We start from the raw sequence: 17,491 nt of genomic DNA, 5'->3' as shown, positions 1-17,491 counted from the left end.
CAGGCAGGAGAGAAAGTCAAGGCCGGATTCCTCCCTTGGGGTTGGTGTTCCGTCGTCGGTCGGACCGTTCGGGTCCGGGGGTCGCCCGCGCCTCGGCGGCGGGGGCGTCACGGTGGCGCGGCGGCTCGGCGCCGCGTCTCAGGAAGCGGATCACCGGGTGCCCGGGTCCGGTCTCGACCTCGGCCCGGACCCCGTAGACCTCCTCGATGAGGGCGGGGGTCAGGACCCGCGGGGGCGCGCCCTCTGCGACGACGCGCCCGCCGCGCAGCACCAGCAGCCGGTCGCAGTACATCGCGGCCAGGTTGAGGTCGTGCATGGCGATGACGGTGGTGACCGGCAGGCCCGCGACCAGTTCCATGAGGTCGAGCTGGTACTGGATGTCGAGGTGGTTGGTCGGCTCGTCGAGCAGTAGTTCGCTCGGCTCCTGGGCCAGGGCGCGGGCGATCTGGGCGCGCTGGCGCTCACCGCCGGAGAGCGTGTGCCAGGACCGGTCGGCGGTGGCGGTCAGGCCGGTGCGCTCCAGTGCCGCCGTGACGGCGTCCGCGTCGGCCGCGGACATGGGCGTCCAGGCGCGGCGGTGGGGGACGCGCCCCAGGGCCACCACGTCGCGGACGGTCAGCTCGGTCTGGGTGTGCGCGTTCTGTTCGACGGCGGCCACGCGCCGCGCCACCGTCCGGCGCGCGGTCCGGCCGATCGGCTCGCCGTCGAGGGCGACCACGCCCGCGGAGGGCGCCAGGACACCGGAGAGCAGCCGCAGCAGCGTGGACTTGCCCGAACCGTTGGGGCCGAGCAGGCCGACGGTCTCGCCGGGACGCGGAGCGAGGGTGACTCCGTCCAGGACGAGCCCTCCGCCGATCAGGCGGCTCACCCGTTCGGCGCGCAGCCCGGTGGCGCCGGGCACGCCGCGCCGCGTCCGCTCCCCTACCTCGGGCCGTGGGCCGTCGGTCGTGAGCGCCGGGCGGGCGGGCGGAGCGCCCGCGCCGAGCACCTCGGGCGCGGCGTCTGTCCCCGGCGCCGTCGCGGAGGACGCGCCGTCGCGGCCGCGCGCCACCGCCTGGTTGGAACGGATCACGTGTGCCTCCTGGCTCGGTAGAGCACGGCGACGAAGGCGGGCACCCCGATGAGGGAGGTCACCACCCCCACCGGGATCTCCTGGGGGTCCAGCGCGGTGCGGGCGACCGTGTCCACCCACACCAGGAAGACGGCGCCCGCCAGGGCGGTGACCGGCAGGAGCCTGGCGTGGGCCGCGCCGGTGAGCGCGCGGGCCGCGTGCGGCAGGACCAGCCCCACGAAGCCGATCGCCCCGGCCGCGCTGACCAGGGCCGCGGTGAGCAGCGCCGTGGCGCACAGCAGCACCATGCGGGCGCGGGCCACTCGCACGCCCAGGTTCGCCGCGGCCTCCTCACCGAAGGCGAACGCGTCCAGGGTGGTGGTGTGCGCCAGGCACACGGCGAGCACACCGGCCAGCACCACCGCGCACAGCACCACGTCGTCCCACCCGGCGCCGCTGAGGGAGCCCAGCAGCCAGAACAGCACCCCGCGCGTGGTCTCGGCGTCCGCCGAGGTCAGCACGATGAACGAGGTCAGCGCCGAGAACAGCTGCATGGCCGCCACCCCCGACAGCACCACGCGGTCCATGCTCGCGCCCAGGGTGTGCGCGAGCAGCACCACCAGCCCGAAGGAGAGCAGGGCGCCGACGAAGGCACCCGCCGACAGCGACACCACCGCGCCGCCCCAGCCCAGCACCAGCACGGCGACCGCCCCGGTGGAGGCCCCCGAGGACACCCCGAGCACGAAGGGGTCCGCCAGCGGGTTGCGCAGCAGGGACTGCATGACCGCCCCGCACAGCGCCAGCCCCGCCCCGCACACCGCGGCGAGCAGGGTGCGGGGCATGCGCAGGTCCCATACGATGCCCTCGCGCAGCGGCGACAGGCCGCTCTCCCCGAACCCCAGCCGCGCGGCGACCGACCTCCAGACCTCGGCCGTGGTGATGTCGGCGGGGCCGATGGTCACCGCGACCGAGACCGACACGGCCAGGAGCACCAGTCCACCGCAGGAGAGCAGCGCCAGACGCGCACCGCTCACCGGCCGAGCCCGAGGCCGCGCAGACCCTCGGCGACCTGCTCGATCCCCTCGACCGTGCGGATCGAGGGGTTCATCGCCTGGCCGCTGAGCAGGACGTAGCGCTCCTCGCGCACGGCGGTGAGGTTGCTCGTGGCGGGGTTGGACTCCAGGAACGCGATCTTGGCGTCGGCGGACTCCGCGGTCTGGGAGTCGCGGGTCAGGTCGCCGAGGACGATGACGTCGGGGTCGCGGTCGGCGACGGTCTCCCAGTTGATCTGGGGCCACTCGTCGTGGGTGTCGTCGAAGGCGTTGCGCGCGCCGACCGCGCGGGTGATGGCGCCGGGGGCGCCGCAGCAGCCCGCGAGGTAGGGCGACTGGGAGTTGGCGAACCAGTACATGAGGGAGACGCCGGAGGCGTCCAGGTCCGAGGTGGCCGCCGCCACCCGCCCCTCCAGTTCGGCGATCAGCTCCTCCCCGCGCTCCTCGACCCCGAACAGCAGGGCCAGGTCGCGGATCTCGCCGTAGACGGCGTCGAGGGTGAGGGGTTCGCTGCGCGAGCCGTCTCCCCCGCTGTCGTTGTCCTTGCCCGTGGCGCAGTCGGTCGGGGAGACGTAGGTGGGCACGCCCAGCTCCTCGAACTGCTCGCGGGTGGCGACACCGCCCGTGCCGAGCGTGGAGACGAAGGAGGCGGTCACGAAGTCCGGTTCGGCGTCCAGGACCACCTCGAAGGAGGGGGCGTTGTCGGCCAGGCGGGGGATGCCCCCGTTGGCCTCCTCCAGCCCCTCCATGATCGGATCGGTCCAGGTGGCGGTACCGACGAGGCGGTCCGCCAACCCCAGGGAGAGCAGGATCTCGGTGCTGCCCTGGTTGAGGGAGACGACGCGCTCGGGAGGGGAGTCGACGCCCACCCGGTGCCCGCAGTTGTCGACCGTGCGGGCGCCGGCGGCGGCCTCCCCCTCGCCGCTCCCCCCTTCCGGGGAGGGGGCGCAGGCGGTGAGCAGCAGCGCGGAGGCGAGCAGGAGGGGAAGGGGGCGCGGGGCGCGACGCAGCATGGGCATGCCTTGGATGTCGGGGCTCGAACGCGGAGCCTGGCACGGGACGCCTCCGCGCACTCGACGCGGAGGGGCCAGCAGGTCTTCGGACTCGGGTTCGTCCGGACGGGATGCCTTCCCAGGTCGGTGCCGCCTCGACCCCGTGGTCTCCGCGGCCTCCGCCCCAGTGGCGTGAGTACCCCGCCCGTCCCCCTCACCGCTGCGCGTCAGTTCCGGATTCGCACCGGATTCCCTGACCACGTACGTGGTACGACTGGCCCCGGCAGACTATCAAGGCCCCCTCGGCCCTTGGCGGCCGGAAGGCGCACAGGGACCGCGCCCGCGCCACCGCTCCGGTACCCGCCCTGGTCAGCGCGGCTCCGGCGGAGCCGTTGGAGTGCTCAGGCCGCACCCTCGCCCCGGCCGATACGGACACGGGTGCCCCGGAGCGCCGGGTGGCGGGCCCTCTCGCGCGGGCCCCGGCCGACGGACACGGCGGTGCGAGCCGCGCGGCGGGAGCGGGACGGCCGCGCGCACCGGGAGTACGATCGTGACCGGCCGCACACGGACGGCGCCACCGCGCACCGCCACCACCCGGCAGAGAGGGGTCCTGGAACCATGACCGCGACGACGTTCGACCCGCGCGCACTGCTCGCCCAGAGCAAGCTCGGCGTCCTGGCCACCATCAAGACCGACGGCCGCCCCCAGCTCTCCCCCGTCCAGCCCTTCTACGACGTCAAGACCGACCTGCTGCACGTCTCCATGACCGAGGGCCGGGCCAAGACCGCCAACCTGCGCCGCGACCCGCGCGCCACGCTCCAGGTCACCAGTGCCGACGGCTGGGCGTGGGCCACCGCCGAGGGCGTGGCCACCCTCACCGGGCCGGGCACCGACCCGCACGGCCCCGATGTCGAGGCGCTGGTGGACTACTACCGCCTCGCCGCCGGGGAGCACCCCGACTGGGAGGAGTACCGGTCGGTCATGGTCTCCGACCGCAGGGTGCTCATGACCATGCCCGTCGACCACGTGTACGGCGAGAAGATCCGCTGACCGCACGGGCGGGGCGGGCCGCGGCCTGCCGCCGCACCCCCGCCCCGCCAGCCCCGCGCGGACGGCCGCGGTCCACCCGCGCCCGGCCCTAGGTTCTGTTTTTTGAACCGGCCTCAGCTTGGAGGGGTCCGTTCGGGCGCCCACAGGGTTCTGGAGGTGCCGGAGGCGGGTTCGTGAGGAACGAGCGAACCCGCCGTAGGCACCGAAGGTTCCTGTTCTCCGGGCGCCCGAGCACGGACCGAAGCGGAGCGGAGGTCCAAAAAAACACTGCTTAGCGCTTCATGCCGTGCTCGATCGCCTCGATGATGCGCGGCCGCATCTCGGCGGCGCTGATGATCGCGTCCACCGAACCCACCTCGACCGCGCGCTGGATGCTGTGCACCCGATCGAACTCCGCGGCGACCTCACCGAGCTTCTCCGCCCGCACCGAGGACTGCGTCTCGGCCAGCCGCGCGTTGAGCGCGGCCCGCTCGGCGCCGCTGGCCGCCGACACCTGCTCCTGGAGCCCGGTCACCTGCGGGTCGCTCGCGGTACGCGTGTTGACCTCACCGGCGAACACCACGGCCGCCGCCGGGGCCCCGCCCAGCACCGAGGCGAACGACCCCTCCAGCGCGAGCACCGTCATGTTCGGGTTGAGCGCCTTGGAGAACACCACGAACGCGCCGCCGTGGTACCGCGAGATCACGCAGAACACGATCGGGCCGTCGAAGTTGACGATCGCCCGCCCGATCTCGGCCCCGTACTCCAACTGGAGCTTGCGCAGCGACTCCGGCGAGCCGTCGAACCCCGACAGGTTCGCCAGCACCACCAGCGGCCGGTTGCCCGACGCCGCGTTGATCGCCCGCGCCACCTTCTTGGACGAACGCGGGAACAGCGTGCCCGCGGTGTAGGTGTCGGGCCCGTCGGTGGGCGGGAAGCCGTGCCGCGGCACCGACCGCGACTCGATCCCCACCAGGCACACCGGCCAGCCGCCGATGTGCGCGTCCTGCACCGCCGCCGTGTCGGCGTCGGCCATGCCCGCCCAGCGCTCCAGCACCGCGTGGTCCTGGTCCGAGAGCGCACGCATCACCGTGCGGATGTCGAAGGGCTTCTTGCGGTCCGGGTTGTGCTCGGCGGAGAAGATCTCGCCGACGGTGGCGAAGTCGCTGCCCGCCACCGCGTGCGGGAACGCCGAGACGTCGCGGTCGACCGGGTCCAGGGTCCTGGCCCGGCGCGGCGCCTCCTCCCCCGGCACGACGTAGGTGTGGTCGTAGTGCGCCATGAGGATCTCGCGGGCCGAGGCCAGGTTCGGCGCCCAGTACTGCGCCTGCCCGTTGGGGCCCATCACCCGGTCGTAGCCGCCGATGCCGAAGTTGTCCTCGGCCGACACCCCGCCGGAGAAGTCCAGCGACTGCTTGCCGGTGAGCACCATCGCCGAGTCCGGCGTCATCACCAGGATGCCCTTGGTGTGCATGAGCATCGTCGCCTCGGCGTTCCAGTACGGCTGGGCGCCGACGTTGATGCCCGCGACCACGACGTTGATCTCGCCGCCGTCCTGGGTGAACTCCACGATCCGCTTGAGCGCGGCCGCGACCCAGTCCATGTTCTCGGTGCCCGAGGACATCGAGATCCGCGCGCCCGCCGACAGCGCGAACCACTCCAGCGGCACCCGCATCGACTCGGCCAGGTCCAGCGCGGCGATCACCCGCGAGCACTCGGGCTCCGAGAGCGCGCCCAGCGCCTTGGTCGGGTCGCCCAGCAGCACCACGCGCGTGACCCCCTCGGGGTGGCGCACGGTCGGCGTGGTGACCACACCGGCCACGATCGCCGCGGAGTTGTGCCCGCGCGGCCGGTCCACCGGGACCAGCACACCGTTGTCGTCCAGGTCGTACTCGGTGAAACCGCCGCCCGGACCCGACAGCAGACCGGTCAGCTCGTAGGGGTAGACGGTCCCGCGCCGGGCCGCGCGCAGCACCTTCTGGCGGTAGTCGTCCAGCGGCAGCACCGGCTCCGTCGAGGGCTCCTCGACGTGGACCCGCGCGTCCTGGCCCTGGTCCAGGCTGATGCGCACCGCGACCTCGGTCAGCTCACCGGAGGAGGTGCGCTGGCGGGCCAGGAACTGGACCTCCTCCAGCCCCGCCCCGGCCGTGGTCGGCAGCAGCCGCTGGACCAGCGTGTCCAGCTCCTCGGGGGTCAGCTCGGTCGCCGGCCACACGTACATCATGATGCGGTTGGTGTCGAAGCGCCGGTTCTGCGGGCGCTGCGCCTGGATGTTGCGGATCGCGTCCAGGCACCCGGTGACCGTGTCCTCCAGCGCGGGCAGCGCGATCAGGCGCCCGTCCGCCTCGCGCAGCGGCGTCAGGTCGCGGACCTGGCCCATCGCGAAGAGGCGCTCGTCGGCCGGGTTGCTCTTGGCCACCGCCCGGAACAGGTAGATCTCCTCGTCGGCCGAGGGCAGCCGGGTCAGGTCGAACTCGCGCAGGCGCTGCAACTGCAGGCGCCGCGCGATCTGCGGGTGCAGGCCGCGGATCAGCCGGTCCTCGGCGAAGCCGTCCCCCTCGGGCCGGAAGGTGAAGTGGTGGTGCATCACCGCGCCGCTGGTACCGGCGACGGTGGCGGTGACCCGGCGCACGCCCGCGGGCAGCGGGTGCTCGGCCAGGAGCCCGCCGAGCCGCACCGCCATCGCGTCGGCGTCGGGCTGGTCCTCCCAGGTGAGGTAGAGGTCGGCCACCAGGCCGTGCTCGGCCACGTCGGCGGCGAGCTCACCGACCGCGCCGACGGCGCCGGGCAGCGCGGCGATGTCCACGGCGGTCGTGACCACGCGCGTCAGGCCGCCCGCGCCGTTGTGGTCGGCGGTGACGAACCGGCAGCCACCGACCTCGCGCGCGGCGACCCCGGACAGCCCGCGGTTGCCGTAGTAGCGGCGGGTCAGCACCTCCAGCAGCGGGGCGTGGTCGCGCCCGGTCCGCCCCATGCGCTGGCCGACCAGCCGCACCAGCGGCTCGGCGCTGGCCACCATGGCCTGGATCCGCTCCGCCCGGTCCGGCGCGTCCGGGTTACGGTCCAGGTGGCGCAGGTCGTCGCGCACCGCGGCGTAGACCCGGGCCCGGTTGCGGCGCAGCAGCGGCTGGGCGAACCAGCGGAAGACCACACCGCGGGCCAGGTCCGACACCGTGGGGAAGCGCACCTGCGTGGCCTCCACCAGGTGCTCCAGGGCCAGGCCGGCGCGCTCGCTGAGCGCCTCCGCGGGCGGCCCGCCCGCCAGCCAGCGGCGCAGCAGCTCCGACACGATCGCCAGCGCGGCGCCCGTGTTCTGCTGGGCCAGGAAGATCCGGAAGACCGCGGCCTCCAGCTCCGGCGTGCGGTCCAGGTCCTCGACCCCGTAGTGGGCCAGGACCCGGGTGAGCTTGGCCTGGAAACCCTCGCTCACCCCGGCGCGCTCCACGTCCAGGCTCTGCAGATAGCTGTGGAAGAACTCGCGCGGGCTGTGCACCGAGCTGTGCGGCTCGGTGTCGAGCTCACCGCCCGGCTTGTTGCGGCTCAGCTCGCACAGGTCGGCGAACACGGTGAACAGGTCCAGCTCACCCTCGACCGGACGCCCGCCCAGCTCGGCGCGGGCGGCCAGGTAGTCGGCCAGCACCCGCCCGCGGTCGTGCGGGTCGGCGTCGAAGCCCAGCAGCAGACCGCGCAGGTCCTGCAGGCCGCGCTCCACGCGCTCGGCCGCGGACGCCTCACCGGCCTCCTCGGGCAGCTCGATCGTCACGGCCTCCGTGTCCGACTCCGCCTCCTCGGCGTCCCCGTCGGACAGCGGCTCCAACCGCATCAGCGGCGCACCGGTCTCGACCTGGCTGCCCACCGACACGGGGCACTCGCGCACCCGGGCGCGGAACGGCGCGCGCAGCACCGTCTCCATCTTCATGCTCTCCAGCACCAGGACGGGCGCGCCGGGCTCGACCTCGTCGCCCACCGCCAACGGCGTCGCCACCACCAGGGCGGGCGCCGGGGAGCGCAGCACACCGCCCTCGTCGCGGCTGATCCGGTGCGTGACACCGTCCACCTCGACCAGGTGTACCGGCCCGTGCGTGGCCGACACCAGCCGGAACCGGTGGCCGTTGACCACGATCTGGCCGCTGTGCGCGTCGAAGCGCTCGACCTCCACGTCCGCCGGGTGCACGTCACCGCCGCCGGAGACGCCCACGCGGAACCGCCGGTGCCCGACACGGGCCACGCTCACCCGGTAGCCCACGCCGCGCAGCTTCAGGTCCAGCGGACGGCCGCTCTCGTGCTGCACCTGCGGGCGGCCGCCGTGCGCGGTGGACAGCAGCCGCTGGCGGCTGACCTCCTCCTCGTCCTGGTAGGCCTCGATCGCGGCCGCGGCCAGCGCCACCGCGGAGTGGCGGTGGCTGACCAGGCGCCCCTGGGCGCGCACGCGGTCGATCCAGCCGGTGTCGGCGCTGGCGTCGATCACCTCGGGCTGGTCGAGCAGGTCGAGCACGAAGCTCTTGTTGGTCGCGCCGCCCTCGATGATCACCGTGGTCTCGGCCATCGCGCGGCGCAGCCTGCCCAGCGCCTGCTCGCGGTCGCGGCCGTAGGCGATGACCTTGGCGATCATCGAGTCGAAGTCGGCCGGGATGGTGTTGCCCTCGCGCACACCGGTGTCCACGCGCACTCCCGGACCGGTGGGCAGGGACAGGCGCGCGATGCGGCCCGGGGCGGGCGCGAAGTCGCGGTCGGGGTCCTCGGCGTTGAGGCGGGCCTCGACGGCGTGGCCGGACTCGACCGGCTGGGGGCCCTCCAGCTTCCCGCCGCCGGCCACGTGCAGCTGGAGCCGGACCAGGTCGGTGCCGGTGGTGAGCTCGGTGATCGGGTGCTCGACCTGGAGGCGGGTGTTGACCTCCAGGAACGCGAACAGCTTCTCGCCCGGGTGGTACAGGAACTCGACGGTGCCCGCGCCGCGGTAGTCCACGGCCAGCGCCAGCCGCTCGGCCGACGCCTTCAGGTGCGCGGTCTGCTCCGCGTCCAGGACCGGGGAGGCCGACTCCTCGATGATCTTCTGGTTGCGCCGCTGCACCGAGCAGTCGCGCACGCCCAGCGCCCACGCCGTGCCCTGCCCGTCGGCGATGATCTGGACCTCGACGTGGCGGGCGCCGGTGACCAGGCGCTCCAGGAAGACCACGCCGGAGCCGAAGGCGCGCAGCGCCTCCTGGCTGGTGCGCTCGTAGGCCTCGGCCAGGTCCTCGCCCGAGGCGACCATGCGGATACCGCGACCGCCGCCGCCCGCGGTCGCCTTGAGCATCAGCGGGTAGCCGATCTCCTCACCGGCGCGCAGCGCCTCCTCCAGGGTGGCGACCTCGCCGCGGCTCCACGGCGCGACCGGGACGCCGACCTCCTCGGCGATCAGCTTGGCGCCGATCTTGTCGCCGAGCTTGCGCATGGCCTCGGCGCTGGGCCCGACGAAGGTGACGCCGATCCTCTCGCACAGCTCGGCGAAGGCCGGGTCCTCGGCGACGAAGCCCCAGCCCACCCACGCCGCGTCGGCGCCGGTCCGGACCAGAGCGCGCTCCAGGACGGCGTGGTCGAGGTAGGGACGGGCCGAGGCGGGACCGAGCGAGTAGGCGACGTCGGCCTCGCGGACGAAGGTGGCGTCGCGGTCGGCGTCGGTGTGGAGGGCCACCGTCTCGATCCGCGTGCCGGTTTCCGCTGAGAGGTCCCGGGCAGCGTGGATGAGCCGCATAGCGGCCTCTCCACGGTTGACGATGGCGACACGACTGAACACCGGTTGAGCCTCCCAAGTACCACGCGCAGAAGGCGACGTCCGGGTCTCGGAGCGTCGCCTGCACCTACCCTTTCTACCCTGGTGGATTACCGCCGGGTACACCAATGGACCGAACCACGCATAGCTAAGGCGATGCGTTGTGGGAACCCCACAAAAAACGCCCGGCGGCACCACCCGACCCCCGTTTCACGCGATTTTGGCCACACCGGAGGGCCGCCGCCCGCGGCGGCGGTGACCAGGACGGCGTCCGCCCGGTGAACACGCCGCAATAAAGGCCTATTGGCCTATCCAATAGGCCAAACAATGCCCGAGGCGCGACCGCCGAGGTTTTCCCGCGCGCCGTTTTCCCGGAACGGCCGACCTCAGGACGGCGGCGACGGGACCGGTGACCGCCCCGCCACCCCGACCGGAACCTCCAGCCCCGCCGCCAGACCCGGATCGGGTTCCGGCTCCCCGAACACCTGCCGCACCGGCACCACACCCGCCCACACCGGCAGGGACAGATCCTCCTCGTCGTCCACCGGCGGCCCCGTCCGCACCTTCACCGACGCCTCCTCCAGCGACAGCGCCAGCACGCGCGTGGCCGCCAACTCCTTCGCGGTCGGCTCCCGGGCCTCCTCCCACCGCCCCGGAGCCAACTGCTCGACCAGCGCACGCAACCCCTCCAGGCGCTCCCGCTCGTCCTCGACCACCCGCGGCACGCCGTAGACCATCGCGGAGCGGTGGTTGACCGAGTGGTGGAACAGCGACCTGGCCAGCACCAGGCCGTCCAGCAGGGTCACGGTCACACACACCTCACCGCCCGCGCGCAGCGACCGCGCCCCGGACGAACCGTGCAGGTACAGGGTGTCCCCGATCCGCCCGTAGGCGGTGGGCACCACCATGGGCGCGCCGTCGACCACCACCCCCAGGTGGCACACCAACCCCTGGTCCAGGAGGTCGTACAGGTCGGCCCGGTCGGTACGGGCCTTGTGCTTGCCGCGGCGCAGCCGGGTGCGTTCTGTCGTGGAGAGCATGGCGTTAGCCTAGAAATCAAGTGGACCTTTCGACCATGGCCACTTCTGCCCGAAAACGAAGGACCACTGTGCCCCGCCGCCTGGCCGAACCGGCCTTCCACCTCGACCGTTCCGCCGCCCGCCCCCTCACGACACAGCTGTCCGACGCACTGCGGGAGGCCATGTCCGGCGGAACGCTCGCACCCGGGGAACGCCTGCCCTCCAGCCGCGCCCTGGCCGCGCAGCTGGGCGTGAGCAGGACCGTGGTCACCGAGGCCTACCAGCAGCTCTACGCCGAGGGCTGGCTGGAGGGACGCCACGGCTCGGGCACCTTCGTCGCACAGGACAGCGCACCGCCCTCCCCCACCCGGCACGACGCCGGAGGAAACGACGACGTCGGCGGACACCACGCCCCCTCCGCCACCGCGACCCCCGCCGTGCACACCACCGTCCCCCGCCCCTCACGGGAACAGGCCCGCAGCCAGGGCATGATCGACCTGCGCCCCGGCGCACCCTGGGTCCGCGACCACGACCGCGCCGCCTGGCGCAGGGCCTGGCGGCACGCGGCCGAACAACCCCTGGACGAGGACCCCGACCCCCGCGGCCTGCCCCGGCTGCGCGCGCTCCTGGCCGACCACCTGCGCCGCACCCGCTCAGTACGCATCGGCCCCGAGAACGTCATGGTCACCCGCGGCACCGGCAACGGCCTGGACCTGGTCGGGGCCGCCCTGCTCGGCGCGGGCACCCGCGCGGGCGTGGAGGAGCCCGGCTACCAGAAGGCCCGCACCATCCTGGCCGCCCGCGGAGCCCGCGTACTCCCCTGCCCGGTCGACCACGACGGCATCCTCACCGAACACCTGCCCGACGACCTGTCCCTCGTCCACACCACGCCCGCCCACCAGTACCCGCTCGGCGGACGGCTGCCCGTCCCGCGCCGCGAACGCCTCCTGGCCTGGGCCCGCCGGAACGCGGCGATGATCGTGGAGGACGACTACGACGCCGAGTTCCGCTACGACGTGGCGCCCCTGCCCGCCCTCTACGGCCTGGACCCCGACCGCGTCATCCTGCTCGGCACCCTGTCCAAGACCCTCTCCCCCGACCTGGGCATCGGCTGGATCGTCGCCGAACCCCCGCTGCTGGAACGCCTGGCCGCCGTCCGCCACGACCTGTCGGACCGCACCAGCGTTCCGGTCCAGGCCGCCACAGCCCTGCTGCTGGAACGCGGCGACCTCGACCGGCACCTGCGCCGCATGCGCCTGGAGTACGCCCGCCGCCGCGGGCTGCTGATCGACCTCCTCACCACGCGCCCCGTCGGGGACACCGCGGGCCTGCACGTCCTGCTCCCGTTGCCCGCCGACGCCGTCGCCCCCGTGATGGCCGAGGCCGCCGAACGGGGCGTGCTGGTGGACGACACCTCGCGGGCCAGCCACGGCGCCCCGACCGTGCACGGCCTGGTCCTCGGCTACGGGTCGGCGCACCCCGCCGACCTGCGCCGCGCCTGCGCGGTCCTCAACGAGGCCGTCGCCCGCCACACCGGCCGCCCCGCCTGAGCCGGGCGGCGGCCGGTCACACCTCCAGCTCGGTCTGCCCGGGCACCTGCCGCTGCCGCTCCTGACCGTTCTGGGCCAGGCACCGGCGGCAGGTCACCGGCCCGGCGGAGGCGCGCAGCCGCAGCGGGTCGACGGAGGCGTGGCAGGCCACGGCCGGGACCGGCACCCCCGCCCACATGTGCGTACTGAGCGCGTGCACGACCAGGGCGCTGCCGATCCGCACCCCGCCCGCGCCCGCCAACTCCTCCCGGCGGCGGCGCAGGGTCGCGGCCAGGTGCTCCACGGCGGGGTCTCCCCCCTCGGGGGCCTGCCCGCCCATCAGGCCTCGGCCCAGACGCCCAGTTCGTTGCCGCTGGGGTCGGTGAAGTGGAAGCGGCGCCCGCCGGGGAAGGCGTAGGGGCCCCGCACCACGCTGCCGCCCGCGCCCTCCAAGGCCTCGACGGAGCGGTCCAGGTCGGCCGAGTACAGCAGGACGAGGGGGCCGCCCGGGCGCGTCTCCTCGCCCAGCGCGAGGCCGCCCACCTCGGGGGCGTCCGGCCCCTCGGGGTTCTGGATTCCCGCGTAGCCGGGGCCGTAGTCGTTGAAGCGCCACCCGAACGCCTCGGAGTAGAAGCTCCGCGCCCGGTCCAGGTCGGTGACCGTGAGCTCCAGGTAGTCGATGGCGTGGTGTCGGTGTGCTAGCTGTGTCATACGCCGATTCTCCGGCACGACGCCGACAGTCGTGTCCGCTTGTGGGATGCGGCCTTCGGCCGGAGAAGCCCCCGACCGAAGATAAAACGGACAAGCGATACCTTTACCACGTAGATTCACATCTCGGACAAGAGCCGCGAAATCCGAGCAGCGGTCCGTCTGCCGGAACCGTTCGAGGACGGCGTAGGCTCAGGGGTCGTGCATCGACGAAGCAGAGGTCCGAAGACACGCCATCTGGTCCTCCACGACTACGGAATGGGCGGCCTGTGGTGGTGGGTGTGGGCCGTGTCCGCGGAGGAGATCGTGCGCGCCTGCGCCGAGGTCGAGGTGGTCGCCGACCCCTCCATCCTCGCATGTGCGCGGACATGGGCTCTGGAGGAGGTCCACCTCGACGCACCGGACCCGAACCCGCTGTCCAGTCTGCGCGCCCAACGGGACGCCCAGCGCGACCAGCCCGGTTTCGGCGCCCTGGCGGGTCGGGACCGTGTGTACCTACGCTGGCAGGGAGAGGACGTCCCGGAGGTCTTCCTGATGGAGATCGGTCCGGACGGTCGGCGGTCGCGGCAGGTCGAGATCGCTCCGGATGGCACCGCCGTCAAGACGGGCCCGGAGGACTGGCCGTTCAACCCGCCCTTCGACCTGTACGACCCGTGGTACGCGTCCCTGGAGACCAGCGGCGACGACTTCGAGGAGGCATGGCTCGGGGCAGGCCCTGAGCCCAGGGACTGACCGGCCGGGCGTCCGGGCTCCGCGCTCGGCCCCGCCGGCAGAGGGGCCCCGGAGCTGGGGCGGCCCGGACGAAGCAAGGTTCGGCTAACCTCACCTGGAGGCGATCCGCCCCTACCCCCCTGCCCCCGTACAAGGAGGAAGAAGCCCCGTGCGCGTCGAACAGCCCGGCCACCGCGCCATGATCCGCACCCGCGTGGTGCGGACCGAGCGCCTGAGCAAGCACTTCGTCACGGTGACCCTGGGCGGCGCCGAGCTGGCCGACTTCGCCTTCCTCGGCCGGGACCAGTTCGTGCGCCTGTTCCTGCCCCGGGCGGGCCAGGAGAGGCTGCACATGCCCACCGACGCCGGCAAGCGGTGGTTCGAGCAACTCCGCGCCATGCCGCCGAGCCGCCAGCCGCACGTGCGCAGCTACTCGGTGCGCCGCTTCGACCCCGGGGCCCTGGAGATGGACATCGAATTCGTGGACCACGGCGACGCCGGTCCCGCCTCGGCCTGGGCCTCCGCCGCCGTTCCCGGCGACGAGGCGGGCATGCTCGCAGACGGCGTGTACTACCTGCCTCCGGAGGAGGCCGACTGGCACCTGCTCGTCGGAGACGAGAGCGCCGTACCCGCCCTGCTCTCCATCCTCGAACAAGCCCCCACCGACCTTCGAGGACAGGCCTACCTCGAAGCCCCCAGCCCCGAAGACATCCGCCCCGTCACCGCCCCGCCCGGAGTGGACGTGCACTGGCTACCCCGCACCGACCCCCACACCGTCCCCGGACAACTCGCCCTGGAGACCGTACGCACCGCCGCGTTCCCCCAAGGCCGCCCCTACTGCTTCGTCGCCGGAGAGAACGCCCTACCCACCGAACTACGCCGCACCCTCGTCCGCCAACACCACATCCCCAAAGACGACATCGCCTTCATCGGCTACTGGCGCCACGGCCGCGCCGCCATGGACTGACCCGAGCCGCCCCCTCGCGTCACACAGGAGACACCTGCGGCGGTCCGGTCAGGAATCGAGAAGCGCCGCCCCCGCTCCCCCGTCTAGCGTTGTCACCACGGACCCCACCGGTCACACGGACCGGCGCGCGACGGCCGCCTCCCGGCGCCGGTGGGACCGATCCGGACGACACCGACGCAGAGGCCTCGCCCGACCGAGGGAGATCACGATGAGCACGGCCACCAGGACGGACGCAGGGGCGCCCGGACCGCACGCCGCCGACAGCCACGACCTGATCCGCGTCTACGGCGCGCGCGAGAACAACCTCGGGGACGTCAGCGTCGAGATACCCAAACGCCGCCTGACCGTGTTCACCGGCGTCTCCGGGTCGGGTAAGAGCTCCCTGGTGTTCAACACCATCGCCGCGGAGTCGCAGCGGATGATCAACGAGACCTACAGCGCCTTCGTGCAGGGCCTCATGCCGACGATGGCCAGGCCCGACGTCGACGTCCTCGACGGGCTGACCACGGCGATCATCATCGACCAGGAGCGGATGGGCGCCAACGTCCGCTCCACGGTGGGCACCGCCACCGACGCCAACTCGCTGCTGCGCGTCCTCTTCAGCCGCCTCGGGGAACCGCGCATCGGCTCGCCCAACGCGTTCGCGTTCAACGTCGCCTCGGTCCAGGCCAGCGGCGCCATCAAGGTGGGCACCGGCAAGGCCGTGAAGCAGACCTTCAGCCGCACCGGCGGCATGTGCACGCACTGCGAGGGGCGGGGCACGGTCTCCGACATCGATCTCACCCAGCTCTACGACGACTCCAAGTCGATCGCCGAGGGCGCGTTCACCATCCCCGGCTGGAAGTCGGACAACTTCTGGACGGTGCGGGTCTACGCCGAGTCGGGCTTCGTGGACCCCCACAAGCCGATCCGCGACTACACCGAGGGGGAACTCGCCGACTTCCTCCACAAGGAGCCGGTCAAGGTGAAGATCGAGGGCGTCAACCTCACCTACGAGGGGCTGATCCCCAAGATCAGGAAGTCGTTCCTGTCCAAGGACCGCGAGGCGATGCAGCCGCACATCCGGGAGTTCGTGGACCGGGCGGCCACCTTCACCGCCTGCCCCGCGTGCGACGGCACCCGCCTGAGCGAGGCGGCCCGGTCCTCCAAGATCCGCGGGATCAGCATCGCGGACGCGTGCGCGATGCAGATCAGCGACCTGGCCGAGTGGGTCCGCGGCCTCGACGAGCCGTCCGTGGGGCCCCTGCTGGACAAACTGGGGCACACGCTCGACTCGTTCGTGGAGATCGGGCTGGGCTACCTCTCGCTCGACCGCTCCTCGGGCACGCTCTCGGGCGGCGAGGCGCAGCGCACCAAGATGATCCGCCACCTGGGCTCCTCGCTCACCGACGTCACCTACGTCTTCGACGAGCCCACCGTGGGACTGCACCCGCACGACATCGAGCGGATGAACCGCCTGCTGCTGCGGCTGCGCGACAAGGGCAACACCGTACTGGTCGTGGAGCACAAGCCGGAGACCATCGCGATCGCCGACCACGTGGTCGACCTGGGCCCCGGCGCCGGTGACGACGGCGGGCGGATCGTCTTCGAGGGCGGTGTCGAGGGGCTGCGCGCCAGCGGCACCCTCACCGGCCGCCACCTCGACGACCGGGCCCGGCTCAAGCCGAAGACGCGCACACCCCGGGGCGCACTGGAGATCCGCGGGGCCGACGCCAACAACCTGCGCGGCGTGGACGTGGACGTGCCGCTGGGCGTGCTGTGCGTGGTGACCGGGGTGGCGGGCAGCGGAAAGAGTTCGCTGGTCCACGGGTCGATGCCCGCCGGCGCGGGAGTGGTGTCGGTGGACCAGGGCGCGATCCGCGGCTCGCGGCGCAGCAACCCGGCCACCTACACCGGGCTGCTCGACCCCGTCCGCAAGGCCTTCGCCAAGGCCAACGGCGTCAAGCCGGCGCTGTTCAGCCCCAACTCCGAGGGCGCCTGCCCGGCCTGCAACGGCGCCGGGGTGCTCTACACCGACCTGGCCATGATGGACACGGTCGCCTCGCCGTGCGAGGAGTGCGAGGGCAGGAGGTTCCAGCCGCAGGTGCTGGAGTACCGCCTGGGCGGCCCGGACGACGGCCGCGACATCAGCGAGGTGCTCGCGATGTCGGTGGCCGAGGCGCGCGCGTTCTTCGGCGGCGAGGGGGCGAAGGTGCCCGCGGCCGAGCGGATCCTGCGGCGGTTGGAGGACGTCGGCCTGGGCTACCTCAGGGTCGGCCAGCCGCTGACCACCCTGTCCGGCGGCGAACGGCAGCGGCTCAAGCTGGCCGTCCACATGGCCGGGGAGGGCGGCGTCTACGTCCTGGACGAGCCGACCAGCGGCCTGCACCTGGCCGACGTCGAGCAGCTGCTCGGTCTGCTCGACCGGCTCGTCGACTCCGGGAAGTCGGTCGTGGTCGTCGAGCACCACCAGGCGGTCATGGCGCACGCCGACTGGATCATCGACCTCGGCCCCGGGGCGGGCCACGACGGCGGCCGGGTCGTGTTCGAGGGCACGCCCGCCGACCTCGTCGCCGCCCGCTCCACCCTCACCGGCGAGCACCTCGCGGCCTACGTCGGCGCCTGACCGGCCCGCGCCCGGCAACAGCGCCGGCCGGTCCCGCGCCCGTCCAGTACCGGGGCGGGTCCGTGACCGGCCGGGC

General features: G+C 73.2%; 12 protein-coding genes and 1 riboswitch. Of the genes, 5 read left to right on the top strand and 7 right to left on the bottom strand.

Translation table 11 applies throughout. The annotated features are described in order from the left end of the window. Positions 1 to 16: 16 nt before the first annotated feature. From ACSTA4_RS12520 to ACSTA4_RS12510, 3 genes are read right to left on the bottom strand one after another with little or no spacing between them, the layout of a single operon-like run. Positions 17 to 1,072 (bottom strand): ABC transporter ATP-binding protein, encoded by a 1,056-nt coding sequence (locus ACSTA4_RS12520; RefSeq protein ID WP_444963669.1) that lies wholly within the window; start codon positions 1,070 to 1,072, stop codon positions 17 to 19. Continuing rightward, complete coding sequence (locus ACSTA4_RS12515; protein ID WP_444963668.1) at positions 1,069 to 2,085, bottom strand: FecCD family ABC transporter permease; 1,017 nt, start codon at positions 2,083 to 2,085, stop codon at positions 1,069 to 1,071. The genes ACSTA4_RS12520 and ACSTA4_RS12515 overlap by 4 nt, the downstream gene beginning before the upstream one ends. Continuing rightward, on the bottom strand, positions 2,082 to 3,116 hold the full coding sequence (locus tag ACSTA4_RS12510; RefSeq protein WP_444964159.1) for an ABC transporter substrate-binding protein: 1,035 nt from the start codon (positions 3,114 to 3,116) through the stop codon (positions 2,082 to 2,084). The genes ACSTA4_RS12515 and ACSTA4_RS12510 overlap by 4 nt, the downstream gene beginning before the upstream one ends. 59 nt (positions 3,117 to 3,175) lie before the next feature. Next, positions 3,176 to 3,389, bottom strand: a riboswitch (cobalamin riboswitch). A gap of 324 nt (positions 3,390 to 3,713) precedes the next feature. Here ACSTA4_RS12510 and ACSTA4_RS12505 point away from each other — a divergent pair. After that, a complete protein-coding gene (locus ACSTA4_RS12505) occupies positions 3,714 to 4,145 on the top strand; it encodes a PPOX class F420-dependent oxidoreductase (RefSeq protein ID WP_444963667.1) in 432 nt (143 codons plus the stop codon). Positions 4,146 to 4,416: 271 nt separating this feature from the next. Here the strand turns inward: ACSTA4_RS12505 and ACSTA4_RS12500 are convergent, their stop codons facing one another. Both ACSTA4_RS12500 and ACSTA4_RS12495 read right to left on the bottom strand, forming a co-directional pair. Further along, entirely contained in the window at positions 4,417 to 9,900 is a 5,484-nt protein-coding gene (locus ACSTA4_RS12500) for an ATP-binding protein (protein WP_444963666.1), read from the bottom strand. 362 nt (positions 9,901 to 10,262) lie between these two features. Further along, positions 10,263 to 10,916, bottom strand: coding sequence for a pyridoxamine 5'-phosphate oxidase family protein (locus ACSTA4_RS12495; protein ID WP_444963665.1), 654 nt, complete (start codon positions 10,914 to 10,916; stop codon positions 10,263 to 10,265). A gap of 68 nt (positions 10,917 to 10,984) precedes the next feature. On the opposite strand from ACSTA4_RS12495, the gene pdxR reads away from it, so the two are divergent. Next, the gene (gene pdxR, locus ACSTA4_RS12490) at positions 10,985 to 12,445 is read left to right on the top strand and encodes a MocR-like pyridoxine biosynthesis transcription factor PdxR (protein WP_444964158.1); all 1,461 of its coding nucleotides are present in this window, start codon (positions 10,985 to 10,987) and stop codon (positions 12,443 to 12,445) included. A gap of 16 nt (positions 12,446 to 12,461) precedes the next feature. Here the strand turns inward: pdxR and ACSTA4_RS12485 are convergent, their stop codons facing one another. Then, the gene (locus ACSTA4_RS12485; RefSeq protein ID WP_444963664.1) at positions 12,462 to 12,764 is read right to left on the bottom strand and encodes a hypothetical protein; all 303 of its coding nucleotides are present in this window, start codon (positions 12,762 to 12,764) and stop codon (positions 12,462 to 12,464) included. After that, positions 12,764 to 13,135, bottom strand: coding sequence for a VOC family protein (locus tag ACSTA4_RS12480; RefSeq protein ID WP_444963663.1), 372 nt, complete (start codon positions 13,133 to 13,135; stop codon positions 12,764 to 12,766). Before ACSTA4_RS12480 ends, ACSTA4_RS12485 begins: the two co-directional genes overlap by 1 nt. Positions 13,136 to 13,333: 198 nt before the next feature. On the opposite strand from ACSTA4_RS12480, the gene ACSTA4_RS12475 reads away from it, so the two are divergent. From ACSTA4_RS12475 to ACSTA4_RS12465, 3 genes are all read left to right on the top strand, one after another. Further along, positions 13,334 to 13,864 carry a hypothetical protein gene (locus ACSTA4_RS12475; RefSeq protein ID WP_444963662.1) on the top strand — a complete coding sequence of 177 codons (531 nt, stop codon included), beginning with the start codon at positions 13,334 to 13,336 and terminating at the stop codon, positions 13,862 to 13,864. A 148-nt stretch (positions 13,865 to 14,012) separates the two neighbouring features. Continuing rightward, entirely contained in the window at positions 14,013 to 14,810 is a 798-nt protein-coding gene (locus tag ACSTA4_RS12470) for a siderophore-interacting protein (protein ID WP_444963661.1), read from the top strand. A gap of 208 nt (positions 14,811 to 15,018) precedes the next feature. Beyond that, positions 15,019 to 17,415, top strand: a complete 2,397-nt coding sequence (locus ACSTA4_RS12465; RefSeq protein WP_444963660.1) for an ATP-binding cassette domain-containing protein — start codon at positions 15,019 to 15,021, stop codon at positions 17,413 to 17,415. Positions 17,416 to 17,491 lie beyond the last annotated feature (76 nt).

The organism is Nocardiopsis sp. M1B1 (assembly GCF_052466615.1).
The sequence above is the reverse complement of the archived record's forward strand: the minus strand, read 5'-3'. Positions and strand labels throughout refer to the sequence as shown.

Bases quoted from the DNA above. Each gene is read 5' to 3' on its own strand.
- ACSTA4_RS12510 (WP_444964159.1), bottom strand. From the start codon at position 3,116: ATGCTGCGTCGCGCCCCGCGCCCCCTTCCCCTCCTGCTCGCCTCCGCG.
- ACSTA4_RS12505 (WP_444963667.1), top strand. From the start codon at position 3,714: ATGACCGCGACGACGTTCGACCCGCGCGCACTGCTCGCCCAGAGCAAG.
- ACSTA4_RS12495 (WP_444963665.1), bottom strand. From the start codon at position 10,916: ATGCTCTCCACGACAGAACGCACCCGGCTGCGCCGCGGCAAGCACAAG.
- ACSTA4_RS12485 (WP_444963664.1), bottom strand. From the start codon at position 12,764: ATGGGCGGGCAGGCCCCCGAGGGGGGAGACCCCGCCGTGGAGCACCTG.
- ACSTA4_RS12480 (WP_444963663.1), bottom strand. From the start codon at position 13,135: ATGACACAGCTAGCACACCGACACCACGCCATCGACTACCTGGAGCTC.
- ACSTA4_RS12465 (WP_444963660.1), top strand. From the start codon at position 15,019: ATGAGCACGGCCACCAGGACGGACGCAGGGGCGCCCGGACCGCACGCC.